At 71.6% G+C, this 22549-nt stretch carries 26 protein-coding genes; 6 read left to right on the top strand and 20 right to left on the bottom strand.

The genetic code is table 11. The features are described 5' to 3' along the window. The first annotated feature begins 38 nt into the window (after window positions 1-38). Entirely contained in the window at window positions 39-422 is a 384-nt protein-coding gene (locus HHL11_RS17585; RefSeq protein WP_169419645.1) for a 4a-hydroxytetrahydrobiopterin dehydratase, read from the top strand. Here the strand turns inward: HHL11_RS17585 and HHL11_RS17590 are convergent. The 19 genes from HHL11_RS17590 to HHL11_RS17680 form a co-directional block, all read right to left on the bottom strand. Next, on the bottom strand, window positions 409-1290 hold the full coding sequence (locus tag HHL11_RS17590; RefSeq protein ID WP_169419647.1) for a vWA domain-containing protein: 882 nt from the start codon (window positions 1288-1290) through the stop codon (window positions 409-411). The two genes, HHL11_RS17585 and HHL11_RS17590, sit on opposite strands and share 14 nt — an antisense overlap. Then, the gene (locus tag HHL11_RS17595) at window positions 1287-1823 is read right to left on the bottom strand and encodes an MxaK protein (protein WP_169419648.1); all 537 of its coding nucleotides are present in this window, start codon (window positions 1821-1823) and stop codon (window positions 1287-1289) included. Before HHL11_RS17595 ends, HHL11_RS17590 begins: the two co-directional genes overlap by 4 nt. Further along, window positions 1820-2836 carry a vWA domain-containing protein gene (locus HHL11_RS17600; protein ID WP_169419650.1) on the bottom strand — a complete coding sequence of 339 codons (1017 nt, stop codon included), beginning with the start codon at window positions 2834-2836 and terminating at the stop codon, window positions 1820-1822. Before HHL11_RS17600 ends, HHL11_RS17595 begins: the two co-directional genes overlap by 4 nt. Beyond that, window positions 2833-3669: a calcium incorporation protein MxaA gene (locus tag HHL11_RS17605; protein WP_169419652.1), complete on the bottom strand. Its 837-nt coding sequence runs from the start codon at window positions 3667-3669 to the stop codon at window positions 2833-2835. The genes HHL11_RS17600 and HHL11_RS17605 overlap by 4 nt, the downstream gene beginning before the upstream one ends. Further along, window positions 3666-4517, bottom strand: coding sequence for a DUF58 domain-containing protein (locus HHL11_RS17610; protein WP_169419654.1), 852 nt, complete (start codon window positions 4515-4517; stop codon window positions 3666-3668). The genes HHL11_RS17605 and HHL11_RS17610 overlap by 4 nt, the downstream gene beginning before the upstream one ends. A gap of 7 nt (window positions 4518-4524) precedes the next feature. Next, window positions 4525-5550 carry an AAA family ATPase gene (locus HHL11_RS17615; RefSeq protein WP_169419656.1) on the bottom strand — a complete coding sequence of 342 codons (1026 nt, stop codon included), beginning with the start codon at window positions 5548-5550 and terminating at the stop codon, window positions 4525-4527. Next, entirely contained in the window at window positions 5537-5893 is a 357-nt protein-coding gene (locus HHL11_RS17620) for a hypothetical protein (RefSeq protein WP_169419658.1), read from the bottom strand. The genes HHL11_RS17615 and HHL11_RS17620 overlap by 14 nt, the downstream gene beginning before the upstream one ends. Beyond that, window positions 5890-6549: a hypothetical protein gene (locus HHL11_RS17625; RefSeq protein ID WP_169419660.1), complete on the bottom strand. Its 660-nt coding sequence runs from the start codon at window positions 6547-6549 to the stop codon at window positions 5890-5892. The genes HHL11_RS17620 and HHL11_RS17625 overlap by 4 nt, the downstream gene beginning before the upstream one ends. Before the next feature lie 11 nt (window positions 6550-6560). Beyond that, entirely contained in the window at window positions 6561-7421 is an 861-nt protein-coding gene (locus HHL11_RS17630; RefSeq protein ID WP_169419662.1) for a substrate-binding domain-containing protein, read from the bottom strand. Beyond that, complete coding sequence (locus tag HHL11_RS17635; RefSeq protein ID WP_169419664.1) at window positions 7418-7819, bottom strand: c-type cytochrome; 402 nt, start codon at window positions 7817-7819, stop codon at window positions 7418-7420. The genes HHL11_RS17630 and HHL11_RS17635 overlap by 4 nt, the downstream gene beginning before the upstream one ends. After that, window positions 7819-9630 (bottom strand): methanol/ethanol family PQQ-dependent dehydrogenase, encoded by a 1812-nt coding sequence (locus HHL11_RS17640; protein WP_169419665.1) that lies wholly within the window; start codon window positions 9628-9630, stop codon window positions 7819-7821. Before HHL11_RS17640 ends, HHL11_RS17635 begins: the two co-directional genes overlap by 1 nt. Window positions 9631-9662: 32 nt before the next feature. Further along, on the bottom strand, window positions 9663-10175 hold the full coding sequence (fae, locus tag HHL11_RS17645; protein WP_169419666.1) for a formaldehyde-activating enzyme: 513 nt from the start codon (window positions 10173-10175) through the stop codon (window positions 9663-9665). A 67-nt stretch (window positions 10176-10242) separates the two neighbouring features. Beyond that, entirely contained in the window at window positions 10243-11154 is a 912-nt protein-coding gene (locus HHL11_RS17650) for a triphosphoribosyl-dephospho-CoA synthase (RefSeq protein ID WP_342593231.1), read from the bottom strand. Beyond that, window positions 11121-12062: an ATP-grasp domain-containing protein gene (locus tag HHL11_RS17655; RefSeq protein ID WP_169420085.1), complete on the bottom strand. Its 942-nt coding sequence runs from the start codon at window positions 12060-12062 to the stop codon at window positions 11121-11123. The genes HHL11_RS17650 and HHL11_RS17655 overlap by 34 nt, the downstream gene beginning before the upstream one ends. Then, complete coding sequence (gene mch / locus HHL11_RS17660; protein WP_169419667.1) at window positions 12059-13039, bottom strand: methenyltetrahydromethanopterin cyclohydrolase; 981 nt, start codon at window positions 13037-13039, stop codon at window positions 12059-12061. The genes HHL11_RS17655 and mch overlap by 4 nt, the downstream gene beginning before the upstream one ends. Beyond that, window positions 13036-14178 carry an ATP-grasp domain-containing protein gene (locus tag HHL11_RS17665; RefSeq protein WP_169419668.1) on the bottom strand — a complete coding sequence of 381 codons (1143 nt, stop codon included), beginning with the start codon at window positions 14176-14178 and terminating at the stop codon, window positions 13036-13038. Before HHL11_RS17665 ends, mch begins: the two co-directional genes overlap by 4 nt. Window positions 14179-14188: 10 nt before the next feature. Further along, entirely contained in the window at window positions 14189-15085 is an 897-nt protein-coding gene (locus HHL11_RS17670; protein ID WP_169419669.1) for an NAD(P)-dependent methylenetetrahydromethanopterin dehydrogenase, read from the bottom strand. A 4-nt stretch (window positions 15086-15089) separates the two neighbouring features. Next, on the bottom strand, window positions 15090-16121 hold the full coding sequence (locus HHL11_RS17675; protein ID WP_169419670.1) for a beta-ribofuranosylaminobenzene 5'-phosphate synthase family protein: 1032 nt from the start codon (window positions 16119-16121) through the stop codon (window positions 15090-15092). A gap of 2 nt (window positions 16122-16123) precedes the next feature. Beyond that, the gene (locus HHL11_RS17680; protein ID WP_205964300.1) at window positions 16124-16612 is read right to left on the bottom strand and encodes a dihydroneopterin aldolase; all 489 of its coding nucleotides are present in this window, start codon (window positions 16610-16612) and stop codon (window positions 16124-16126) included. 163 nt (window positions 16613-16775) lie between these two features. Between HHL11_RS17680 and HHL11_RS17685 the strand changes: the two genes are divergently transcribed. From HHL11_RS17685 to HHL11_RS17705, 5 genes are read left to right on the top strand one after another with little or no spacing between them, the layout of a single operon-like run. After that, entirely contained in the window at window positions 16776-18737 is a 1962-nt protein-coding gene (locus HHL11_RS17685) for a sigma-54-dependent Fis family transcriptional regulator (RefSeq protein ID WP_169419671.1), read from the top strand. Beyond that, window positions 18734-19303, top strand: coding sequence for a flavoprotein (locus HHL11_RS17690; protein WP_205964301.1), 570 nt, complete (start codon window positions 18734-18736; stop codon window positions 19301-19303). The genes HHL11_RS17685 and HHL11_RS17690 overlap by 4 nt, the downstream gene beginning before the upstream one ends. After that, on the top strand, window positions 19282-20631 hold the full coding sequence (locus HHL11_RS17695) for a DUF6513 domain-containing protein (RefSeq protein ID WP_169419673.1): 1350 nt from the start codon (window positions 19282-19284) through the stop codon (window positions 20629-20631). Before HHL11_RS17690 ends, HHL11_RS17695 begins: the two co-directional genes overlap by 22 nt. Then, a complete protein-coding gene (locus HHL11_RS17700) occupies window positions 20628-21209 on the top strand; it encodes a DUF447 domain-containing protein (protein ID WP_169419674.1) in 582 nt (193 codons plus the stop codon). Before HHL11_RS17695 ends, HHL11_RS17700 begins: the two co-directional genes overlap by 4 nt. Then, window positions 21209-21913, top strand: coding sequence for a (5-formylfuran-3-yl)methyl phosphate synthase (locus HHL11_RS17705; protein ID WP_240980101.1), 705 nt, complete (start codon window positions 21209-21211; stop codon window positions 21911-21913). The genes HHL11_RS17700 and HHL11_RS17705 overlap by 1 nt, the downstream gene beginning before the upstream one ends. Here HHL11_RS17705 and HHL11_RS17710 read toward each other — a convergent pair. Beyond that, the gene (locus HHL11_RS17710) at window positions 21860-22546 is read right to left on the bottom strand and encodes an amino acid kinase family protein (RefSeq protein WP_342593232.1); all 687 of its coding nucleotides are present in this window, start codon (window positions 22544-22546) and stop codon (window positions 21860-21862) included. The two genes, HHL11_RS17705 and HHL11_RS17710, sit on opposite strands and share 54 nt — an antisense overlap. Between the last annotated feature and the right edge of the window lie 3 nt (window positions 22547-22549).

Consider the following 22549-nt stretch of genomic DNA (forward strand, 5'->3'; position numbering starts at 1 on the left):
GAATATGCTGGGCCTCCGCGCATCCGAAGGAGGCCCCCATGGCCAAGTGGCGCAAGAATTCCCCCGGCGAGGTCTACTCACCCGACGAAATCAAGGAGCGGCTCGTGTCCGAGCTGCCGGCCTGGTATTACGAGGACGGCTGGATCCGGCGCAAGTACAAGACCAGCGGCTGGAAAGCCACGCTGATGGTGGTGAACACCGTGGGCCACCTTGCGGAGGCCGCCTGGCACCACCCGGACCTCAACGTCTCGTACGCCTTCGTCATCGTCAAGCTGGTGAACCACGCCGCCAAGGGCGTCACCGACAAGGACTTCGAACTGGCGCGCAAGATCGAGGACGTCGTGCTGTGGCGTCCCGAGCCTGGCGGCGCCCTGGAAGGCACGCCCGACGACCCGCGCTTCACCTACGTCAAGTACGGCTGAAGCGGCGCGGCCTGGCGGGGCGGAACTGCCACGCCAGCAGCAGCAGCGCCAGCGCCGCCGGGACGGCGTACAGGTCGACCGGCACCGGCACCCGGTGGGCCAGGCTGGCGTCGCGCATCAAGCCGGCCAGCGCCTGCGGATCGCGCAGCGTGGCGTAGGCCATGCCGGTGCGGCTGGCAAGCATGCGCAGGTGCGGCTCGCGCAGCTCCGACAGGTGCTCGTGCGAGCCGGGCGGCTGCAGGATGTCGGCGGCGCGCCAGTAGCCGACGCGCTGGCCTTCGGCATCGGTGCGCGGGATCGGCTGCGGCACGCTGCCGCCGACGCCCAGCAGCCAGCCATGCACCTCGCCGGCTTTCACGTCGTCGAAGCGCGGCAAGGCCTCGAGCAGCGGCGCCTCCTGGCCGTCGGTGAGGAAGACGATCGAGGTCTGCTTGCCCAGCTCGCGCGCCGCGCGCACCGCCCAGAACACGCCCTTGGCCACCTCGCTGGCATTGCCCCAGCGGATGCGGCCGTCGATCTCGGCCAGCGTCGCCAGCAGGTCGCTGTAGTTCTCGCAGACCTCGATCGGCGCCAGCAGCACGAGGGTGCGGTATTCGGTGAAGGCCGCCCAGCCCACGCGCGTGCCGCAGGGCAGCGCGCGCAGCGCCCGCCGCGCGGACTCGCGCGCGAAGGCGAGGCGGCTGGCCGGCGCGCCAGCTAGCTGCATGTCCTCCACGTCCATGCTTTGCGTGATGTCGAACACGACGAGGGTCTCGCTGCGCTGCAGCGGCAAGGTCACGGCCGGCAGCACGAGCGCGACGACGAGCAGCAAGGTCGCGGCCAGCAACGCGCCGGCGCCGCGGGGCTGCAGGCGGGCGGGCCACTTCATGGCAGGTCGGTGCGCATTGCCGGCGCCGTGGTGATGGTGCGCTCGCGCTCGACCACCGGCGGCTCCTGGTCCTCGTCGACCTGGGTGTCGATCTCGGGCGAAAGCGCGAGGGCGCGCTCGAGGTTGTAGCGGGCGTCCCAGTCGCCGGGATCGGCGCGCAGCGCATCGCGGTAGCCTTGCTTGGCCAGTTCCACCAGCGGCAGCGCCTCGCCCGCCCCGATGCGCAGGGCCTGCCGCAGGTGCAGGTTGCCCAGGTTGTAGAGGGCGGCCGCGCGCAAAGGGCCGCTTTCGCGCTGGACCAGCGCCTTGTGCGCGGCCAGCGCCGCTTCGTAGCCGCCGGTGCGCGCCAGGGCCTGCGCATGCGCGAAGCGGGCCTCGGCGAAGTCGCCGGCCTGCGTAGCCGGGTCGGCTGCCTGGGCGATCGCGCGGTTGACCGTCACCGCCTGCTGCAGCCGCAAGGCCTGCAGCACAACGGGCACAGCCAGGGCCAGGCTGGCCAGCGCGAATGCGAGATGCACGGTGCGCCGCTTCATCGCCAGGCTCCCAGGGTCAAGGCCCGCAGCGCCAGCAGCAGCGCGCAGCACACGGCTGCGAAGGCCAGCGCGACGCGGGTGAGGTCGCGGCGTGGCACGCGTTCGCTGTAGTCGAGGGGGAAATTCTGCTGGCGGCCGACGTCGGCCACCGCGCGCGCCAGGCCCGCCGGGTCCTCGGCCTCGTACGAGCGGTAGCCGCCCGGCAAGGTCTGGAAGAAGCGGTGCAGGGCGACCTCGGGTACGGCCTCGGCGGCCTCTCCGGGCGTGTCGAGCTTCGGCCCGTTGACCGAGCGCAGGTAGATCCACGCCAGCGCAACGCGATTGCGCAGGGCCGCCGTGCGCAGGCGCTGCCTGGTGGCCGCATCGAGGCGGGCGCCGCCGTCGGAGACCAGCAGCACGATGCGGCTGCCGGTGTAGGCGCGCTGGTCGAACTCGGCGATGGCAGCGGCCAGCGCCCGTCCGACCTCGGTATCCGACAGCCCGCGGCCGATGCCGCCGGCCGTGATGCCCGCCTGCACCACGGCGTCATGCTGCGTGAAGCGCACGATGCGGATCGGGTTGGTGCTGAAGAACATCAGCGAGAAGCGGTCGTCCCGCCGCTCGGCGACAAAGCGGGCCAGCAGCTCGCGCGCGACCTTGCCTTTGGGCTCGCCGCGCGACTGCGCCTGGTAGCGCAGGTTCAGCGGATCGATCGTGCGCCAGTCGGCCGGCACCATGCGTTCGTCCATGCTGCGGCTGCGGTCGATCAGCAGCACGACCTCGGCGCCGCGGCCGGTGCGCTGCACGAAGCTTTCGGGCCGCTGCGGTCCCGCCAGCGCCAGCGCCGTCGCGAGGATCGCGAGCGCGGCGAGTACGCGCGAAACCCAGCCGAGCACCGTGCCGGCCCGGTCCGCCGGCAGCCAGGGCAGGTGCGAGAAGGCGAGCGCATCGCGGCGCGCCGCCAGCAGCGGCAGCAGGGCCAGCGGCAGCAGCACCAGGGCCCAGGGCTGCGCGAAAGCGAGCAGCGGACTCATGCGACGTGCCGCCGTTCCAGCCGGTGCAATTGCCGGCACAGCGCCTGCGGCGACACGGCATCCGCGGGCAGGCCGCTGCCGAAGAACAGTCCGGCCGATTGCGCGTAGAAGCGCTCGATCTGCGGCCGCAGCGCCTGCAGCCAGGGCGCCCGCTGGAAGAGAGCCGCGAGCGTGCCCGCCTGCACGACCTGGCCGGCCGTGCGGTCGAAGGCGTGGTGCAGGGCGACATGGGCCGCCATCGGAACGCCCGCTTTCCCGCGCAGTTCGCGCAGTGCGCGGCCGAAGGGCAGGGCGTTGCGGTCGCGCCAGGCGTTCCATGCGGCGTAGGCCAGCCACGCCGCCAGGGCCATCGCCAGCACGCCCGACCAGAGCCAGAGCCGCCGCTCGATGGGCGCGGTGGCGATGGCAGATGCGGGCCGATCAGGCCGCAAGGGCAAGGCCTGGCCCGCCTCGACCGGCGCGGTCAAGGGGCCGACGCTGATCCCCGTGGCCGCGACGCGCAGCGGCGGCGTGCCGGCAAGGTCCCAGGCCGGCACGGTGATCGTGGCTAGTGCCCGCGGCGCATTCACCACCTGGTACTCCACCACCAGCCAGCGCCGGCCGTCTGCGCCGCGTTCGATGCGCGCCGGCCGGCGTTCCAGCCAGGCGCTGGCGCGCGCCGCCTCGGGCAGCGCGGCCGGCGTGGAGCCCTCGGGCAGCAGCACGCGTTGCGTGGCGATGTCGCCTACCGTGTAGCCGAAGGGCCGTGGCTGCTCCACGACCGCATCGCGCTGCTGCGCGAGCGCGCCCGCGCAGGCCAGCGCCAACAGCATGGCGGAGAGCGCGGCCCTCATGCTTCCGCCTCGCAGAGATGGTTGCCCAGGGCCTGGGCATCGAAGCCACCCTGCAGGTAGAAGGGGCGCAGCCCGCGCGCGCCGAACATGCGGTCCAGCGCGCTGCGCTTTTCATGGACGGCCTCCCGCCAGCGCGCGCGCAGCGCCGGCCGCAGCCACAGTGTGCGGCTGCGGCCACTCTCCGCGTCCCGCAGCATGGCGAGGCCGTCAGTTGCGGGCGGTTCCACCTCCGCGGCGTCCCAGACCACCAGCGGCGCGATATGGGCAGGCGCCAGTCCATCCAGCACTTCGCCCAGCCCGGCCAGCGGCCACTGGAAGTCGGACACCAGGAACACGATGCCGCTGCGTCCGGCCAGCAGCGCGGCGGCCTCGCGCAGACCTTCGATGCCGCCGGCGCCGCCGCGGCTTTGTAGCAGCAGCGATGCCAGCATCTCGCCCATGCCGCGATGCCGCCAGGCCGCGACACGCAGCTCCGGCCGCTCGCTGCGGTCGAATGCCGCCATCCCCACTGCGTCGCCCACGCGGAAGGCGCTGTGGCCCAGCGCCCGCGCGAAGCCCGCCACCACCTCCAGCTTGGACGGCGTGCCGAAGCGCATGGAAGCGGAGACGTCGACCAGCAGGCGCACCGTCAGCGCCGAACGCTGGCGGTTCACGCGCACGAGCCATTCGCGCCGCAGGCTGGCGATGCTGGCGCGCAGGTCGAGCCGGCGCGGGTCCGGATAGTCCTGCAGGCGCAGGTGATTGGCGAACTCCAGCCCGGCGCCCGGTGCGGTACCGGCATGGGTGCCAGCGCGCCAGCCGGGCACGCGCTGCGGCGCGCGGTAGCGGAACTCCTGGACGTCGTCCATGGCGCCCTCAGCGCGGCGTCGGCACCTGCTGCAGCAGCTGCGCCGTCAGGGCCTCGGCGATCTGCGCCCGGCGCATCTCGTACAGCGGCGAGAAGAACAGGCGGTGCCCCATCACGGCGGAGAACACCGCCGTGACGTCGTCCGGCACCACGTGCGTGCGGCCGGCCAGCCAGGCGACGACGCGTGCCGCGCGCACCAGCGCCATCGTTCCGCGCGGGCTGGCGCCGGCCAGCATCAGCCGGTCCATCTCCACGCCTTCGATGGCCACGCCGAAGCGTTGCGGCGCCTGCGTGGCTTCCCACAGGTCCATCACGTAGCGCTGCAAGGCCTCGCTGGCGACTACGCTCGCCTGGATCTGCGCGGCGATGTCGTTCAGCTCGCTAGCGGCGACGATGCCCGGCTCCACGCGCTCCAGCAAGGCCTCGGTGTCGTGGAAGGCGGGATCGAACACGATCGCGTGGCGCGCTGCCTCATCGGTGGGCGCGGCCATGCGCAGCTCGAACAGGAAGCGGTCGCGGGCGGCGGCGGGCAGTTCGAAGGTCTCCTCGCGCTCGAGCCGGTTGCGGTCGGCGAACACCGTCAGGTGCGGGAAGCGGTACTCGCGGTTGAAGGCCGTCACGCTGCGCTCAGCCATCGCCCGCAGCAGTAGCGCCTGCACCTGCGGGCGGGCCCGGTTGACCTCGTTGAAGAAGAAGGTGGCGAGCGCATCGCCGTGGCGCAGCAACGGGCCGGGCTCGATGCGCGGCTGGCCCTGGTCGTCGACGTAGGTGTGGTAGACGAGGTCGCCGGGCATGAGGTCGACCGTGCCCTCGACGCGCTCGAAGGCGCCACCGATGGCGCGCGCGAAGGCCCGCAGCACGGTGGTCTTGCCGACGCCGACGTCGCCTTCCAGCAGCACGTGGCCGCGCGCGAACAGGGCGACGTTGATCATGCGCAGCGTGCCGGCCTGGCCGACCACCGCGCGGGCGACGCCGTCCTCGACGCGCAGGGCGCGCTCGCGCCAGTCGTGCAGCAGTTCGTCAGCGCGGCGCATCGAGGCCGATCATGCAGCTCTTGCGCGCCTGCGTCTGCAGCTGCCGGAACTTGCGCAGTTGCACCTGCAGGGGCTCGACGTCGCGCACCGCGGAGCCGCGCTCGCCGCCGATGGTGTTGGCGTTGGCGATCGTGTTCATGGTGACGAAGTCGTCGTAGGGCAGCTCGCGCGCGAGGGTGTCGATGACGCAGGAGCACTTGTTCAGCATCTCGTAGTAGTGGCCAGGGTTCTCGCGCATGCAGGCTTCGACGAACACGACGCGCTCCGAGGTCGGGTAGTCGAAGGCCTGGGCCCACGCTGGCAGCGCCAGGGCAGCCGCGGCGATCCAGCGCAGGCATTTCATCGCTTGTCCTCCTCGAGGGTGAGCGTGCGGCGGGCCCGGGGCGCGCCGGCCCCGGGCAGCGTGGCGCTCATCTGGTAAACGCCGCCCGGCACGGCGTCGGACAGCACGAAGGCATATTCGATGTCCGCCTGGTCGGCGAAGCGGGCGCGGAAAGGATCCCTGGCGAAGGGAACCACGCGCACCGTGCGGGCTGGTCGCGCCTGCGCGTCCCACTGGATGCTGGAGTCGCTGACGGCGGCGGTCTCGGCGAGCGCGATGCGGAGCTGGCGGCGGAAATGGGCCGCCTGGCCGCCCGTGCTGCGCTCCAGGCGGCGCACCTCGCCTTCGAGGAAGTACAGCACCACAGGGTTGGCGCGGGCGGCGGTGAAGTCCGGCAGGTTCACGGCCATCGCGCCGGAGAGGTACTCGCCGTGCACGTCGCAACAGGGTCCGCCCTCGCGCATCCGCAGCGTGAACACGGCGGCGTCGCTCACGCGCGCCTTGCCGGGGGCATCCTCCTCGTACCGGAAGCGCAGGACGCGCGGCCGGGACACGTTGGCCAGGTGTTCCTGCAGGAACAGCAGGCGCTCCGCTTCCGACGGCGCAACCGCCGGGTCCTGTGCGGCGGCCGACGCCGCGGCGCAGGCCAGCAGCAAGGCGAACAGCGCCCGCCGCATGCCGCCGCCCCTCACTGGCTGGCCGTGGCCGCCGGCGGCGCGACCAGCGGCACGTTGTACTCGCGCAGGATGGCCAGGATGGCCTCGCGATGCTTCACGAGCAGGCCCTCGATCTGCTGCTTCCAGGCCGGCTCGCCATAGCGCACGCCCATCGCGATCGCGTAGTCGAAGGGCAGGCCGGGCTCGGACTTCATCGGCACCAGCACCAGTTCGGGCGAGCGCACCCGCTTGGCGAAATAGCCGGCGATCGGCCCCCACACGATGGCGGCGTCGATCTTGCCCTGCGCGAGGTCGCGCTCGATGATCTGGCCCGGATACGCGTCCGGGTCGGGACTCATCACCGGGTAGGGCACGCCGCTTTCCAGCAGCTCATGGCGTGCCAGCCACAGCGAGCCCGGAGAACGGTCGCCGACGCCGATGCGCAGGGCCCGCAGCTTGTCGGGCGCGAGCGCCAGCAGGTCGTCCGAGCCGCGCAGCGCGTCCAGTCCGCGGCCCTTGGGAAACACCAGGACGTAGGTCGAGCGGTAGTAGGGCTTGGTGGCCGAGACCTGGTCGAAGTCCGCCGGCACGCCCAGCACGACGTCGCAGCGATAGGGCTGGTCCGGCAGCTTGTAGCGCAGCGTGTTGCGGATGAAGGCGAGCCGGTTGGGGAAGGAGAAGTAGTCGAGCGGCAGCCCGAGATCGTGTGCGAACAGTTCGGCGATCTTGTTCTCGAAGCCTTCGCCCTGCACGTTGGAGAAGGGCAGGTTGTTCGGGTCCTGGCAGACACGGAAGGCTGTGCGGGCCTCGTCCGGCGCGGGCTGGGCCCGCGCTGCGCCGCCCGCGCAAACCAGGACCGCAGGCACGAGCATCGCCCAGGCGGCTTTCGTCATGGCATCGGCTCCACCTTCGCGCGCGTGATGGCGCCGTCGGAGCGGCCCTTCAGGTACGCATACAGCGCATCGATGTTGGTCATGACCGTCTGGTTGGTCGCGAAGCTGACCATGCCCTTGTCCAATCGCCCGTTCGTCACGGTCTTGACGAAATCCTCCTTGGACAGGGTCTTCAGGCTTTCCACCAGCGAGGGGCCGACCAGGCCTTCCTGGTTGGCCCCGTGGCAGCGGTCGCAGGCGGCCGCGCGCCAGGTGCGGAAGCCGGTCATGGTGAAGGCGTCGACCTTGTAGCCGTCGACGACCTTGTACGGCGTATCGCCCGGCGCGGGCGCCTGGGCCGCGGCACTCCCCGCGGCCAGGTACAACGCGATCAGCAGGCCGCGGGTGGTGCGAGACATCAGTTCGGCAGCGTGAAGACGGTCAGCGAGCCGCCCAGTTCGGTGTACTGGTTCAGTTCGCGATAGCCACCCACCGCGCCGAGGCCGTCGGTGTCCTTCTCCAGGCCCGCCGCCATGCCGATGCCGGCCCAGCCGCCGATGCCGGAGAACACGCCGATGTATTGCTTGCCGGCGTGCTCATAGGTGAACACGTTGCCGATGATGCCCGACGGGGTCTTGAACTTGAACAGTTCCTTGTTGATGTCCTTGGCATCCACGCACTTCATGTAGCCTTCCAGCGTGCCGTAGCAGGACAGGCCGCCCGCGGTGTTGAGCGCGCCGCTCCAGACCGAGAACTTCTCCGGGTGGCTCTGCACGATCTTGCCGGTGCCCGCGTCCCAGGCGATGTAGTTGCCCATGCCGCCGTGGCTGTTCGGCGCCGGGAACATCGACAGGGTGGCGCCCACGTAGGGCTGGCCGGCCGTGTATTCGACCTTGAACGGCTCGTAGTCCATGCACACGTGGTTGGTGGGCACGTAGAACAGCTTGGTGTTCGGGTCGAAACTGGCGGGTTGCTGGTCCTTGCTGCCCAGCGCCGCCGGGCAGATGCCCTTGGTGTTGACGTCGGGACCGCCGGAAGCCGTGGAGTACTTCTTCACCACCTGCGGGCGACCGGTGCGCATGTCGACGTTCGTGGCCCAGTTCACCTGCGGGTCATACTTCTCGGCGACCAGCAGTTCGCCCGTCACGCGGTCCAGCGTGTAGCCGAAGCCGTTACGGTCGAAGTGCACCAGCGCCTTGCGCGGCTGGCCCTTCACGTTGATGTCGGCCAGGATCATCTCGTTGATGCCGTCGAAGTCCCACTCGTCATACGGCGTCATCTGGTAGACCCACTTGGCCTGGCCCGTGTCGACGTCGCGCGCGAAGATGGTCATCGACCACTTGTTGTCGCCCGGGCGCTGCGCCGGGTTCCAGGTGGACGGGTTGCCCGAGCCGTAGTACATCGTATTGGTGGCCTTGTCGTAGCTGTACCAGCCCCAGGTGGTGCCGCCGCCGATCTTCCACTGGTCGCCCTGCCAGGTCTTCAGCGACGAGTTCGCGCCCACCGGCGCCATCTTGCCGTCGGTCCAGGTCATGGTCTTGGCGGGATCGAACAGCATCTCGGCGTCCGGGCCGACGCTGTAGGCCTTCCAGACCTGCTTGCCGGTATTGATGTCGTAGGCCGCGACGAAGCCGCGCACGCCCCATTCGCCGCCGCTGATGCCGGTGATGACCTTGTCCTTGAACACGTGCGGCGCGTTGGTGTTCACGGCGCCCAGCTTCGGGTCGCCGTTCTTCACCGACCAGACCACCTTGCCGGTCTTGGCGTCGAAGGCCACCAGCGTGCTGTCGGCCTGCTGCAGGAACACCTTGCCTTCGGCATAGGCCAGGCCGCGGTTGACGGTGTCGCAGCACATCTGCGGGATCACCGCCGGGTCCTGCTTGGGCTCGTACTTCCAGACGATCTTCTGCTGGTTCAGGTCGATCGCGAACACCTTGTTGGGGAAGGGCGAGTGCAGGTACATCATGTCGCCGATCACCAGGGGCGAACCCTCGTGGCCACGCAGCACGCCGGTGGAGAAGGTCCACGCGACCTGCATCTTGCCGACGTTGCCGGTGTTGATCTGGTTCAGCTTGCTGTATCGCTGGTTGTACATGTCGCCGGCCTGCATGGCCCAGTTCTTCGGGTCGGCGATGTTCTTCTCCACGTCGGCGTTGGCTTGCGCCAGCGCCGGCAGGACGAACAGGACGGCGGCAAGGCATTGCCGCCAGGGAACGCGTCTCGCATCCATAGCTCTGTCTCCTTCCTGGTGCAGATCGGGGATCAACCGGCCGCCTGGAACGGGTGGGCCACGCTGGCCTTCTTCGCCACGACTTCGGCGGCGCTCGGTTCGCGGGCCACCGCCCGCTTGATCGATTCCTTGGTGGCGCGGTAGTTGTATTCCTGGATCTTCTTGTCATCCTCGGCCTGCCAGTGGATGAACACGCCGACGCAGATGAACAGGTCGTCGGCCTCGTCCTTGGGAATCGTGCCGTCCTCGACGCAGTCGGCCACCGCCAGTGCGACCGCGTGCTGCGCCGGGCCGAACATCTGCACGGCCTGCTTGGCGCCCTTGATGGTCACCTTGTTGAACATCACGGTGGCCGGCTTGGCCAGCAGGTTCGGCGCCACCACGGCCAGCAGGGACGTGAAGCCGTCCTTGTTGTTCGTCAGGGCGTGGGCGAACGCGCTTTCGGCCGGCGACCCGCGCGGGCCGATGATGAGGTCGATGTGGGCGACCTCGTTGCCCTCGCCGACGAGGGACTCTCCAACCAGCAAGCGGTCGATCTTGGCCATGTGTGCTCCTCCGGAACGGGGTTTGGCAGTGGCAGCGCGCAGCCACCTGCCGCGCGCATCAAGGCGCTCACACATATTCCATGCCGGGTCCGCTCAGGGGAAACGATAGGGTCAGTTCCGCGGCCAGCGCCGTGGCCACCGCGAGGTCTGCGCTGGTCCCGGGATTGAGCCCCCTGGACTTGAGGTCTTCGTCCCAGCGCGCGAAGGCCGCATCGCCATCCAGGGGCTCGGCGCGGCGCGCGCGCTCGCGCCACGGAGCTGCCTCGCGCATGACACATTGCGCCATCGCTTCGCCCTGCTTTCGCACAATGTGTGAGTCGGGAAAGGCGGCGAGGAACTCCAGGAAGGCAGACTGCATGCCGCAGGTTCCGCCGCCCGCCGCGCGGAACGCCGGTGCTCCCAGCTCGAACACATCCGCGTGCGCATGCAGGTACTGGTGCGCGATGCGGTCGCGGCCGGCGGCGAGCGCCATGGCCTCGCGCAGGTTCACGGTGGGTGCTGCATTCACGTCCTGTTGCGGCGCGCTGCCCAGGCCGCCGGGCCGGGCCAGCGCAATCGCGCGATAGGCCGCGCGGGCGTCGGCGAGGTTCAGGCCCTGCAGCACGGCGTCCAGGGCTTCACGCAGGGTGACGCCGCCGCCGCAGTGCTCGAAGGCCGCGAGCAGCGGTGCGCAGAGCAGCACGATGCCCAGGTTGGTGTTGCAGCCCGCCGCCTGCCAGGAGGCGCGCACGGCCGCCTCGATGCGCTCGCCTGTGGACGAGCCCGCAGAGCTGATCGGAGCGGCGGCCGCCGCTGCGCTCGCCAGGAACTGCGCGGCCTGCATGCCGTGGCCCGGCGAGGCCAGGCTCACGTTGCCCGGCTTGCGCGCCTGCACATCGAGCGCGCAGGCCGCGAGGAAGGCCTGGCGGCCGGCTTCTGCCCGGGCCGCGATCGCGTCCATGGGGCTCAGGCCTGCAGCCGCGCCCGCGGGCGGGCGCACTTGCGCTCCACGAGATCGCGCACCAGCGCCTGCGCGATGTTGAAGGGCGTGACCCGCTGCAGGCCCTGCCAGGCCGCGACGCCATTCACTTCGAGCACCGTCGGCCCGTCGGCATCGGGCAGCAGGTCGACGCCGGCATAGTCCATGTCCAGGGCGCGCGCGGCCGCTTCCGCCAAGCGGGCCAGTTCCGGGCCGGCGCCTTGCGCGAGCGGCTGCGGCTCGCAGCGCGCGCCCTGGGCGACGTTGTGCACCCAGTGCTCGCTGACGCGCCGCATCGCGGCGACGGCGCTGCCGCCCACCACCAGCACGCGCCAGTCGTGCCCGGGCTGCGAGCGTGGCGGAATGAAGCGCTGCAGGTAGGCCAGCCCGCCATAGGCGCCTTCCAGCGGCGGCAGCGGCACGTGCGTGCCGTCGACCCAACCGACCCGCTGCAGGCCCTGGCCCTGCGAGCCGAACAGCGGCTTCAGCACCAGCGCGCGGCCGGCGGCGCTCTCGCGCAGCACCAGCTGCGCGGCGGCGGCCGGCGACTCGGTCGCCCAGGTGGGCGGCGTCGCCACGCCGGCGGCGTGCAGCAGCAGGCTGGTCATCGACTTGTCGACGCTGCGCTCGATGGCTCGCGCGTCGTTGTAGACCGGCACGCCAAATTCGCGCAGCGCGTGCAGCACGCCCAGGCGCTTGGTCACCTGCTCGAAGCTGCCGCCGGCGATGCCGCGCACCAGCACGGCGTCGGGCAGCCGATCGCCGAAGCCGGGCAACACCAGGCCGTGCCAGGCTTGCGGGGTCGCGATGCGGCATTGCGCCAGGTCCAGGCAGCGGCCGGTGCAGCCGCGCTCGCGCAGCGCGCGCAGCAGCTCGCGCGTGTGCCAGCCGGTCTCGTCGGTCATGATGGCGACGCGCAGGCCGGTCATGCGGCTTGCCACCACTGCCGCAGCAGCTCCATGTGCAGGCGGCCGGCATGCCAGGTCTTGCCGGAACCGAGATGGCTGACCCACACCTCGGCCGGCGCGAACAGGGCGCCGTCCAGCTTGTAGAAGTCGTAGCCGGCCTGCTCGAACAGTTCGCCGAAAGAGCGGCCGTGGTCGCGCGAGTTCTCCGCCGGCAAGGCCAGCGCGAGCGCGCGCGCCGCGTCGGCATCGCCACTGACCGTCAGGTGGACCTGGCCGCCATAGAGGATGGCGTCGTTGGTGCGGGCCATCGCCTGCAGCATGTCGGCGCCCGGCGCGGGCAGCGGCGCGCAACCGCTGCCTTCGATGATGTCAGGCAGGTGGAAACCCAGCTGGTGGGCGCGGTGCAGCGCGACCTCGAGCACGCGGGCGACGACCTGCGTCGTGCCGGCCAGGCTGGCCGTCGGCGTCAGCACGATCGCCAGGCCGGAGGCGGCGAGGGCGCAATCGCGCAGCACCTTGGCGACAACCACGGGCGGCGGCGGCCGGTCGACTTCGAGCACCAGCACGCCGTGCTCGCTGGTGTCGCGGTAACCGAGCTCCTCGAACAGCGGCTCCTTGCAAGCCAGCGCGCGCGCCGGCCCGGAACCCAGCGCGAAGAACTTCTTGCCGCCGGTTTCCTCCTTGCTGGCCGCGAGGCTCCAGCCGGCATACTGGCTGGCCAGGCAGGCCAGCACCGGCTGCGAGCTGCGCACCTGCAACCAGTCGGGCCAGCCTTCGTGCGGAGCGGCGGCCAGGCGCACTTCGCCCAGGCCACCCATGCACAGTTCGGCGATGCGCAAGCCTGCCTCGACACCGCCCGTTGCCGCGATGCCGGCGTCCAGCAGTTGCACCCCGGCGTCGTCGTGCGTGGCACTGACGCGCAGGCGCCCGGCGTCGCGCAACAGGCCTTGCAGCAAGGGTTGCGCGAGCTGGTTGACGCTGGCAGGGCCGCCGCTCATATCGCGAGCTCCTCGCGCGCGCCGAGGCGCTCGCGCAAGCGGGCGCCGCGCGCATCCAGCGCCGCCAGCACCGCCTCCATGCTGTCGCCCGCGCCGCTCAAGGTGCACACCGGCTCGCCTTCGGCGAAGCAGGCGCCGGGGGCCGGCACGTCGTGCGCGTTGGCGGACAGCGCGAGCTCCGCCGACAGTGCCAGGCCCATGCGGCAGGCACGGTCCGCGAACACCGTGAGGCAACCGCGCAGGCCGGCCGGATGGAAGGCCGGCTGCCGCGGCAGTTCGCCCTGCAGGGCCTGCACGTGCGCCTGCATCAAGCCACCCGGCCACGCCCCGGGATGCAGCGCCATGGTAGCCGTCGGCCGCGCGTTGATTTCCAGCAGCCAGGCATGGCTGCCGTCGGCGAGGAAGTCGAGGCTGGCGAGGCCGCGCAGCCCCAGCGCCGGCACCAGCGCGGAGAGGGCCGCTTCCATGTGGCGCGTGAGCGCGGCATCGCGGATCGGCCCGAGCGCGCCGTGGTAGACGAAGGGCAGGCCGCCCAGCGGCCGCACGATCAGCCGGTTCAGCGCCACCAGTACGGCGCGCCGGCCGTCCGCGACGAACAGTGCCGACAGCGGCACGCCGACCTGCATCCGCTGCCAGTAGGTCGCACGTCCGCCCGGCCGTGCGCCGTTTTCGGCCGGGTGGATGTGCCAGCCGCCGGAACCGGCTGCGCTCTTGGCCAGCCAGCCTTCCGGCGCCGCGGGCGGTTCGAGCGCAACCTCCGGGTGTTCGAGCCGCAGGCCGTCCAGCAGCGAGAAGAAAGTGGCGGGGTCGCGCACGCGCCGGATCGCCGCGGCGGGCATGCCCAGCAGCGGCAGACCCGTGATGGGCGCCTCCAGTTCTTCCGTCAGCGCCTCGAAGCCGCTGCCGGCGACCCAGCCGGCCACGCCGGGCTCGCGCGCGGCGTCGTGCAGCGCATCGCGCAGCAGCGCCGGCGCGATCGCGAGGGAAGAGGGCTCGCCGATGCGCTCCCAGCGGATGCTGGCGCGGCGCGTGTCGGTGTCGCCGAACAGGTCGAGCGCGATCACCTTCCAGCCGGCCTGGCGCGCCGATTCGGCCAGCGGCCGCACCCACAGCCCGGCGACGACGAGGGTGCCCTGCATGCCGGGGCCCTCAGCGGCCCTTCTCGGCCAGCACTTCGCGCGCCAGCTCGAAGGCCTCGGCGAAGCCGAACACCACCGGCCGCTCGGCCTCGCGCATGCGCGTGAGCATCCGGTGTTCGACCTGGTACTTCACGTTGCCGACGGCAAGCGCGCCGATCGCCACCGCTGCCGTCCCGGCCAGCGGCTTGGCGTCGTCCATCGCGCCGACGCCGGCCAGTCCGGCCGGTGGCACGGCGTTGATGTCGGCGGCAACCCGCAGCCGCTTGGCTGCGGCCAGGTCCGTTTCGCTGGCCACCTGCACGCCGGCGCCGGCGACGCCCAGCACCACCTCGGCTTCGGCCAGCGCGGCTCGCAGCCCCGCGCCCGCGGTGCCGGTGCCTTGCAAGACGACATCGAAGCGCGCGGCCGTGGCGGAAGCAGCTTCTTCCGCCACGGCCTGGCCGCGCTGGCTCCCCAACGTCACGCGCGCCCCGCGGCGCGCGCACAACACCGCCGCCACGCGGCCCACCGGCCCGGTGCCGCCCAGCAGCAGCACCTGCGATCCGGCCAGGCCGCCGCCTCCCAGCGACGCCTCGGTACAAGCCACCAGCGCCGCGGCCGTCGTGTACGCCCCGCTCGGGTCGGCGCACACCGAGACCTGGAACGGCGGGAACATCGCCTTGCGGGCCAATTGCAGCATGTCGTCGGCGAGCAGCACGTCGCGCCCACCGATGAACAGGCCGGTGCGCGCGACGCCCTTGGGGCCGCGCGAGAAGATCGCGTCCTGCGTGAGCGCCACGACGTTGTCCGTCGTCACGTGGCAATAGGGCACCGGGATCTGCCAGCCGGCATCGGCCGCCATGTTGACGTCGAAGGGACTGACCTGCGCGCCGGGCGTGAACAGGTGGAGGACGTAAGGGCGTTCCATGGTTTCAAGCTCCCGCGCGCGCATCGGACACCAGCGCCCCGTGGTTGCGCGCGGCTGTCACGAGGAGGTCCAGGGCCGGGTCCACCAGGCCGCCTGCGCGCGCTTCGGCCAGCAACTCGCGCGCGGCCGCTTCCGAAGGCAGGATGGCGAAGCCGGCGGGGCCCCACGAGCTCTGCCCGATGCCGGCGCCGGCGCGTGCCGACATCCAGCGCAGCAGCCGTCCCGCCGCCGCGCTGGTGAAGGCGCTGCCGTCCTGCGCCGGGGCGAAATGGGCTCCCAGCACTTCCTGCATGCGCGTGATGCCCGCCGCAAAGGGCGCGAACTCCGCGCCCGCGGCGCCCGGCAGGATGCGCATCAACACCTGGTGGCAGATCTCGGCCGCGGCTTCGCGCGGCAACGGCGCCAGCCGCGCCAGCGCCGCCTTCTCGGCGGCGCCGCTGAGCCCGTGCAAGCGCGCATCGAGCACGAGCAGCACGCGCCACGCTGGCGGCAAGGCGATGCGCGCCAGCAGCGCCGGCGGACCGCCATCCGCCCGCGGACCGCCATCGAGCAGCAGCCCGCCCTGGTCGAAGGCGGCGATGCCCACGCCGGAGCGTGCGCCGCGTCCCAGCAGCGCGGCGATTCTTGCGCTCTCCATGTCCAGCCCGAACAGCTCGCTGAAGGCGCGCCCCAGCGCCACGGCCAGCTGGGTGCCGGAGCCGAGGCCGACGTGGGCGGGCAGCGCACTGCGCAAGCGCAAGGCGACCGGCGCGCGCATGCCGGTGGCCTGCCTCAGCGTTTCGAGGTGGGCGCGGGCGCGCTCCAGCGCCGCGGCGCAGCCGGGAGCGGCGTCGAAGCAGTCCGCTTCGGCGCGGCTGAGGTCGAGTGCCGTTTCCGGCCCGGCGATCGCGAGGCCCAGGCTGCCGAAGGCGCGGCCGAGCGATGCGCCCGGGTCCAGGAAACCCAGGTGGAGGCGCGCCGGCGCGTGCACACGCACGCGTCCCGCGGGCCAGGTGCGCAGCGGTGTTTCGGCTTCGGGCGCGAGCGCGAGCCGCATCGCTAGCGGCCCCCTGGGACCAGGCCGTGGCCGATGAGCCGCAAGGTGGCGGCGCGGGAGGCGGCCAGCGACGGCAGGCTGCGCCGGCGCTCGATCACCACGCCGACGGCGGCCGTGTCCTCGAACTTGCGCGGCTTGGCGACGCGCACGCGCACCCAGTGCGCATGGAATTCATCGATGACGATGCGCGCCACCTGCTCGGCCAACGCTTCCAGCAATTGCACGCCATGCTCGCGCAGCAGCCGGTGCAGCCGCTCGCGGATCTCGCCATAGTCCATGGTGTCGGCGATGCGGTCGGTCTCGCAGGCGCGCACGCGGGGCCGGCCGGCGCACAGGTCGATCTCGACCGGCTGAGGCTCATCCAGTTCGCCGGCGTAGATACCGATGACGGTGTGGCCGCGGAAGCCTTCGAGGAAGACCAGGTCCAGCGGCTCTTCCTGGTCCGTGGCCGACGGGCGCTCGCCGGCGCCGGGAGCTAGGGCTTGGAACATGGCGCATCCCTCCAGCTTTCCTTCGTGGTGCCGGGGCCGATAGCAACTTGCGCGCCATTCGGCGGCTACTGCCTCAATCCCTAGTGCAGGCCGCCACAGACTGTTCCAGAATGCCACGGACTGCCCGGTACCGTCCGGCCGCAGAGGGAGCGAGGGGGCAACCATGCCTGTTTCCGAAGCGCTTGACCACGCGCATCGAGTCTTCGATGTCGTGCGCGGCGAGATCCTCCATGCCTCGAACGACGTGGTGGCCCAGTCGTGGGCTCGCTGCGTCCAGCAGCATGGTCTCGATCCCAGCCAGCGGCGCCTGCCGCCGGTGCTGGGCGGCGTCGACCTGCCGGGGCGCCAGCGCCGCATGGCCACCGTCATCGAATGCGCGCGCTACGAGATGACCACCCTGTACCAGCAACTGGGCGACCCGGCGCTGGCGGTGGTGCTCACCGACACGGAGGGCGTCATCCTGCACATGGTGATCTCGCAGGAGTTCGAGCGGCTCGCGCAGCCGCTCGGGCTGTCGCTGGGCGCGGTGTGGAGCGAGGCCGAGGTCGGCACCAACGGCATGGGCACCTGCGTGGCCCAGGCCGGGCCGGTGGTCGTGCAGCAGGCGGACCATTTCCAGAGCCAGTACACGGGACTCACCTGCACGGCGGTGCCGGTGTACGACCCGGCGGGGCAGATGACCGCGGTGCTCGACGTCAGCAGCCGTTCCATCCATCCGCAGAACCACCTGCTGGTGCTGCTGAACATGACGGCGCGCATGATCGAGAACCGCCTGATCGACGCGCGTTTCCGCGACGCCCATCCGATCCACTTCCACAGCCGGCCCGAGTTCGTCTACACGCTGCACGAAGGCAAGCTGGTGGTGGACGACGGCGGCCGCATCCTGGCGGCCAACCAGAGCGCGTTGACGCAACTCGGTGCGACGCCGACGGAATTGCGCGGCAAGCCGCTGGAGCAGGTGTTCCAGACCACGCTGGACGACATGCTGGAACGCAGCCAGCGCGCCGCCTTCCACCCCATCGTCACCTATCGCGCCAATGCGGCGAACCGCTTCTTCGCGGTCGCGCGGCAGCCTGTGCATGAAGAGGGCACGCCACGCATTACCGGCGCGCAGGTGCCGCCGATCGCGCCGCGCGTGCAGCCGCCCGCGCGTCCGCGGCCGCCGGGCCATGCGATGCCGGCCGCGACTTTTGGCGACCCGCGGCTGGTCGCGCACCTGGCCACGGCGCGGCGCGTGGTCGCCGGCGGCACGCCGCTGCTGCTGCGCGCCGAAACCGGCGCCGGCAAGGAAGTCTTCGCGCGTGCCGTCCATGCGTCCGGCAACCGCACTGGCGGCCCCTTCGTGGCGATCAATTGCGCGAGCCTGCCGGAGTCGCTGATCGAGTCCGAGCTGTTCGGCTATCGCGCCGGTGCCTTCACCGGCGCCGAGAAGGGCGGCCGCCGCGGCAAGATCGCGCAGTCCGATGGCGGCACCTTGTTCCTCGACGAGATCGGCGACATGCCGCTGCCGCTGCAGGCCCGGCTGCTGCGCGTGCTGGACGAACGCATGGTCACGCCGCTGGGCACCGACGAGCCGCGGCCCATCGACTTCCAGCTGATCAGCGCGAGCCACCGCAACCTGGCGGAGATGGTGGCCGAAGGCGAGTTTCGGCAGGATCTCTATTACCGGCTGGCCGGCATCGAGCTGGAACTGCCGCCGCTGCGCGAACGCGGCGACCGCGCCGAGATCATCCGCAACCTGCTGGTCGAAGAGGGCCGGGCCGACGCCGCCCTGACGCCTGCGGCCTGGGACTTGCTGCTGCACCATCCATGGCCCGGCAACCTTCGGCAACTGCACCACGTGCTGCGCAGCGCAGTGGCGCTGGCGGCGGGCGCGGCCCTGGGCCTGGAACACTTCCCCTCGCTGAACGTGCCGGCTTCGGTGGCCGCGGCCGCCGGCGCGCCGGGCGCGCCCGAGGAAGCCTTCCTGTCGCCACAGGACGCGGAGGAGCGGGCCTCGCTGCTGAACGTGCTGGAGAGCCAGCGGTGGAACGTGAGCCACGTGGCGAAGTCGCTGGGCGTGAGCCGCAACACTCTGTACCGCCGCATGCACAGGCTGCGCATCCCGGTGACGCACAACGGTTGAGCGCGCCGGGGGCCGGCCGCTTCGCCTGGGCGCTCACCGGCTCGGGCCACCTGCTGCCCGAGGCGCTGGCGCTGGCGCAGCGGCTGCCGCAGGTGGACCTGTTCCTGTCCGCCGCGGCCGAAGAGATCCTGCCCATGTACGGCCTGCGGCTAGAGGTCTTGCGCGAACACTTCCGCATTTTCACCGACCGCAGTGCCAGCGCGGTGCCGGTGGGTTTCCTGTACCACGAGCGTTACCACACGCTGGTGGTGGCACCGGCCACCAGCAACACGGTGGCGAAATGCGCCTTCGGCATCAGCGACACCTTGCCGACCAACATGTTCGCGCAGGCCGGCAAGCTGGGCATCGCCAGCCTGGTGTTCGCCTGCGACACCGAGCCGGTGGTGATCACGCGCGCCCCGCGCGACCTGGTCACCTTGCGTCCGCGCCGCATCGAGTTCGAGAATGTGGAGCGGCTGCGGGCCTTCGAGCATTGCCAGGTGGCCTGCTCGGTCGCCGAGCTTGAATCGGCCCTGGATGAAAGGCTGCGGGCGCTGTCCCTCGCATGGAGCACATCCTCTTCCTGACCGGCCGGCTCGCGGAGCCGGCCCTGAAGCGTGTGCTGGCGCAGCTCGCGCCCGCGGGGGACGACGCGCCTTTCACTTGGGAGGTGCGCGAGATCGGCTTGCAGGTGGCCGGCCTGATGACGGCGGACATGGTGAAGCGACGGCTGGCGTTGCCGGTGAACGCCGACCGTGTCCTGCTGCCGGGACGTTGCCGCGGCGACGTGGAAGAACTGGCCGCGCACCTGGGCGTGCCGGTGCAGCGCGGGCCCGAGGAACTGAAGGACTTGCCGGCCTTCTTCCGCCGGGAGTCGCGCCCCATCGCGCTGGATGACTACGGCATCGCGATCTTCGCGGAGATCGTCGACGCGCCCCGGCTGACCGTGGATGCGATCGTGCAGCGCGCCCTCGGGCATCGGGCGGACGGCGCCGACGTCATCGACCTGGGCTGCCTGCCCGACACGCCTTTCCCGCAGCTGGAAGACAGCGTGCGCGCGCTGAAGGAGCGCGGCCTGCGCGTCAGCGTCGATTCGCTGGACCCGCAGGAACTGCTGCGCGGCGGCCGGGCCGGCGCGGACTATCTCCTGAGCCTGACGCTGGACACGCTGTGGATCGCGGAGGAGGTCGCCGCCACGCCGGTGCTGATCGGGCGCACGCCGCAGGACGAAGCTTCGCTGTACGAAGCGATAGAGCAGATGCAGGCCGCTGGCCGGCCCTTCCTGGCCGACACCATCCTCGATCCCATTCCCTACGGCTTGCTCGCTTCCCTGGTGCGCTACCACCGCCTGCGCGAGCGCCATCCCGAAGCGCCGATCCTGATGGGCGTAGGCAACATCACGGAGCTGGTGGAAGCCGACACCACCGGCATCAACGCGGTGCTGCTCGGGATCGCCGCCGAACTGGGCGCCAGCGCCGTCCTCACCACGCAGGTCAGCCCGCATACGCGGCGTGCCGTGCGCGAAGCGGACTGGGCGCGGCGCATCATGCATGTGGCGGTCTCGCAGCAGACGCTGCCCAAGGGCCTTAGCGACCAGCTGATGACGGTGCACGCCCGTAGTCCCTTCCCGGACGAGCCGGAGGAGATCGCCGCCATCGCACGAGAGGTGCGCGACCCCAACTTCCGCGTGCAGGTCTCGCAGCAAGGCGTGCACGTCTACAACCGCGAGGGGCTGCGGCTGGCGCGCGACCCTTTCGTGCTGTGGCCGCAGCTGCACCTCGAACACGACGCCAGCCACGCCTTCTACATGGGCGTGGAAACGGCCAGGGCGCAGATCGCCTGGCAGCTCGGCAAGCGTTACGTGCAGGACCAGCCGCTGGACTGGGGCTGCGCGACCGATGGAGGCCTGCCATGAACGATCGCATCTTCGAGGTCGTCATCACCACCTGCGCGCCGGGTGGCGCCGTGCACGTGGCGCCCATGGGCGTGCGCTACGTGGAGGACGAAGTGGTGCTCAAGCCCTTCCGGCCCTCGCGCACGCTGGACAACCTGCTGGCCACGCGCACCGCGGTGCTGAACACGGTGACCGACGTGCGCGTGTTCGCCGGCTGCGTCACCGGCCGCAAGGACTGGCCCACGCTGCCGGTGGAAGCCGCCAGCGGCGCCGTGCGCCTGGCCTGCGCGGACGCGCATGTGCTGCTGCGGCTGGCCGTGGCCGACGACGACACGCAGCGCCCGACCCTGCGCCTGGTGCGCGTGCACGAGGAGCACCACGCCACCTTCGCCGGCTTCAACCGCGCGCAGGCTGCAGTGGTGGAGGGTTCGGTGCTGGCGAGCCGGCTGCACCTGCTGCCGCGCGAAAAGATCGAGACCGAGATGGCCTACCTGCAGATCGCCATCGACAAGACCGCCGGCCCGCTGGAGCGGGAGGCCTGGGGCTGGTTGCAGCAGGCCGTGGCGCGGCATTTCGCGCCGGCGCTGGGGGAGGCCTGATGATGCAGCTGCTGGCGAGCGTGCGCGACGTCGACGAAGCGCTGTGTGCGGCCGACGCCGGCGCGGACCTGGTCGACCTGAAGGACCCGGCCGCGGGCGCGCTCGGCGCCTTGACCATAGAGCGCATCGCGCAGGTCGTGGCCGTGCTGCGGGCGCGCTACCCGGGCCTGCCGCTCAGTGCCACGACGGGCGACCTGCCCGCGTCGGCCATCGAGGAAATCCTGCGGCGCGTGCAGGGCGTCGCAGCCTGCGATGTCGATTACGTCAAGGTGGGCGTGTGGCCGGGCGGCGGCGCGCTGCTCGATGCGTTGGCCGACTGTGGAGCCACCGTCGTACCGGTGCTGGTGGCCGATGCTGGCATCAATGCCAGCCTGCTTGACCATGCGCTGCGTGGCCGCGCCTTCCCGGCGCTGATGGTGGACACGGCGGACAAGGGCGGCGGCAGCCTGCTGCGGCGCGTGCCGCTGCCCGAACTTTCCGGGTTCATCGCCGCCGTGCGTTCGAGCGGCCGATTGGCTGGCCTCGCCGGCTCCTTGCGCATGGAGGACGCGCCTGCGCTGCGGGCGCTGGCACCCGACATCGCAGGCTTCCGCGGTGCCCTGACGCACGGCGAGCGCGCCGCGGCGCTCGATGGCCGCCGGGTTCGCGAGCTAAGGCGCCGGCTTGCGGCGGGTGCGCGCGCCCCTTTGCCGGCCGCCGCCTGAGCCCGCCAGCGCCGAAGCCGGAAGCGGCGCTGCCACCGGCGGCCGCGCGCTCGTGCCGCCCAGCAGCGCATCGCGCATGGCCTCGACCGCGTCGGCATCGACCACCTCGATCGGGAAGGGCGCATCGCGCGACCACTGGTCGAAGCGCGCATCGAGCACGCCATCCGCGCCAAGCTGCGCCAGCGAGCTGCCGGGCAGCAGCTTGCAGGCTTTCACGACCACCAGCCGTTCCGCATTGAGCAGGCGTGCCAGCCACAGCGCGAGGCTGTCGCTGGTGACTTCCCAGCTGGTGAGGAGGTCCGGCGCATCGCGCAACACCATGCTGGGCAGCCACAGCGCCGGCTGGCCGGCGTGCAAGGTCCGGCGGATGCCGTCTTCGTCGGCGGCCAGTGCCAGCCGCGGCTCCAGCGCATGGAACAGGTGGGCCGTCTGCGCCATCGCCAGCACCGCCATGTTGTGCGCGGGCAGGTCGGCGAAGCGCCAATGCTGCTGCGAATTGCGCACCGCGTCGGCGAAGATGCCGCCGCCGGGCACGACCGTGACGCGGCCGCCGCCCAGTTCGGCCAGCATGGCCAGCCACGGCACGAGCCGCAGGTCGTGTGCGAGGCTGCCTCCCAGCTTGACGATCCACATGGC

Origin of the sequence: Ramlibacter agri (assembly GCF_012927085.1) — a bacterium.
Taxonomy (GTDB): domain Bacteria; phylum Pseudomonadota; class Gammaproteobacteria; order Burkholderiales; family Burkholderiaceae_C; genus Ramlibacter; species Ramlibacter agri.

Coding starts and splice junctions, on each gene's coding strand:
- HHL11_RS17695 (WP_169419673.1), top strand. CDS start 19,282: ATGGAGCACATCCTCTTCCTGACCGGCCGGCTCGCGGAGCCGGCCCTG.
- HHL11_RS17665 (WP_169419668.1), bottom strand. CDS start 14,178: ATGCAGGGCACCCTCGTCGTCGCCGGGCTGTGGGTGCGGCCGCTGGCC.
- HHL11_RS17605 (WP_169419652.1), bottom strand. CDS start 3,669: ATGAGGGCCGCGCTCTCCGCCATGCTGTTGGCGCTGGCCTGCGCGGGC.
- HHL11_RS17620 (WP_169419658.1), bottom strand. CDS start 5,893: ATGAAATGCCTGCGCTGGATCGCCGCGGCTGCCCTGGCGCTGCCAGCG.
- HHL11_RS17675 (WP_169419670.1), bottom strand. CDS start 16,121: ATGCGGCTCGCGCTCGCGCCCGAAGCCGAAACACCGCTGCGCACCTGG.
- HHL11_RS17615 (WP_169419656.1), bottom strand. CDS start 5,550: ATGCGCCGCGCTGACGAACTGCTGCACGACTGGCGCGAGCGCGCCCTG.
- HHL11_RS17635 (WP_169419664.1), bottom strand. CDS start 7,819: ATGTCTCGCACCACCCGCGGCCTGCTGATCGCGTTGTACCTGGCCGCG.
- HHL11_RS17700 (WP_169419674.1), top strand. CDS start 20,628: ATGAACGATCGCATCTTCGAGGTCGTCATCACCACCTGCGCGCCGGGT.
- mch (WP_169419667.1), bottom strand. CDS start 13,039: ATGAGCGGCGGCCCTGCCAGCGTCAACCAGCTCGCGCAACCCTTGCTG.
- HHL11_RS17610 (WP_169419654.1), bottom strand. CDS start 4,517: ATGGACGACGTCCAGGAGTTCCGCTACCGCGCGCCGCAGCGCGTGCCC.
- HHL11_RS17585 (WP_169419645.1), top strand. CDS start 39: ATGGCCAAGTGGCGCAAGAATTCCCCCGGCGAGGTCTACTCACCCGAC.
- HHL11_RS17680 (WP_205964300.1), bottom strand. CDS start 16,612: ATGTTCCAAGCCCTAGCTCCCGGCGCCGGCGAGCGCCCGTCGGCCACG.
- HHL11_RS17640 (WP_169419665.1), bottom strand. CDS start 9,630: ATGGATGCGAGACGCGTTCCCTGGCGGCAATGCCTTGCCGCCGTCCTG.
- HHL11_RS17655 (WP_169420085.1), bottom strand. CDS start 12,062: ATGACCGGCCTGCGCGTCGCCATCATGACCGACGAGACCGGCTGGCAC.
- HHL11_RS17685 (WP_169419671.1), top strand. CDS start 16,776: ATGCCTGTTTCCGAAGCGCTTGACCACGCGCATCGAGTCTTCGATGTC.
- HHL11_RS17590 (WP_169419647.1), bottom strand. CDS start 1,290: ATGAAGTGGCCCGCCCGCCTGCAGCCCCGCGGCGCCGGCGCGTTGCTG.
- HHL11_RS17630 (WP_169419662.1), bottom strand. CDS start 7,421: ATGACGAAAGCCGCCTGGGCGATGCTCGTGCCTGCGGTCCTGGTTTGC.
- fae (WP_169419666.1), bottom strand. CDS start 10,175: ATGGCCAAGATCGACCGCTTGCTGGTTGGAGAGTCCCTCGTCGGCGAG.
- HHL11_RS17705 (WP_240980101.1), top strand. CDS start 21,209: ATGATGCAGCTGCTGGCGAGCGTGCGCGACGTCGACGAAGCGCTGTGT.
- HHL11_RS17595 (WP_169419648.1), bottom strand. CDS start 1,823: ATGAAGCGGCGCACCGTGCATCTCGCATTCGCGCTGGCCAGCCTGGCC.
- HHL11_RS17670 (WP_169419669.1), bottom strand. CDS start 15,085: ATGGAACGCCCTTACGTCCTCCACCTGTTCACGCCCGGCGCGCAGGTC.
- HHL11_RS17625 (WP_169419660.1), bottom strand. CDS start 6,549: ATGCGGCGGGCGCTGTTCGCCTTGCTGCTGGCCTGCGCCGCGGCGTCG.
- HHL11_RS17600 (WP_169419650.1), bottom strand. CDS start 2,836: ATGAGTCCGCTGCTCGCTTTCGCGCAGCCCTGGGCCCTGGTGCTGCTG.
- HHL11_RS17710 (WP_342593232.1), bottom strand. CDS start 22,546: ATGTGGATCGTCAAGCTGGGAGGCAGCCTCGCACACGACCTGCGGCTC.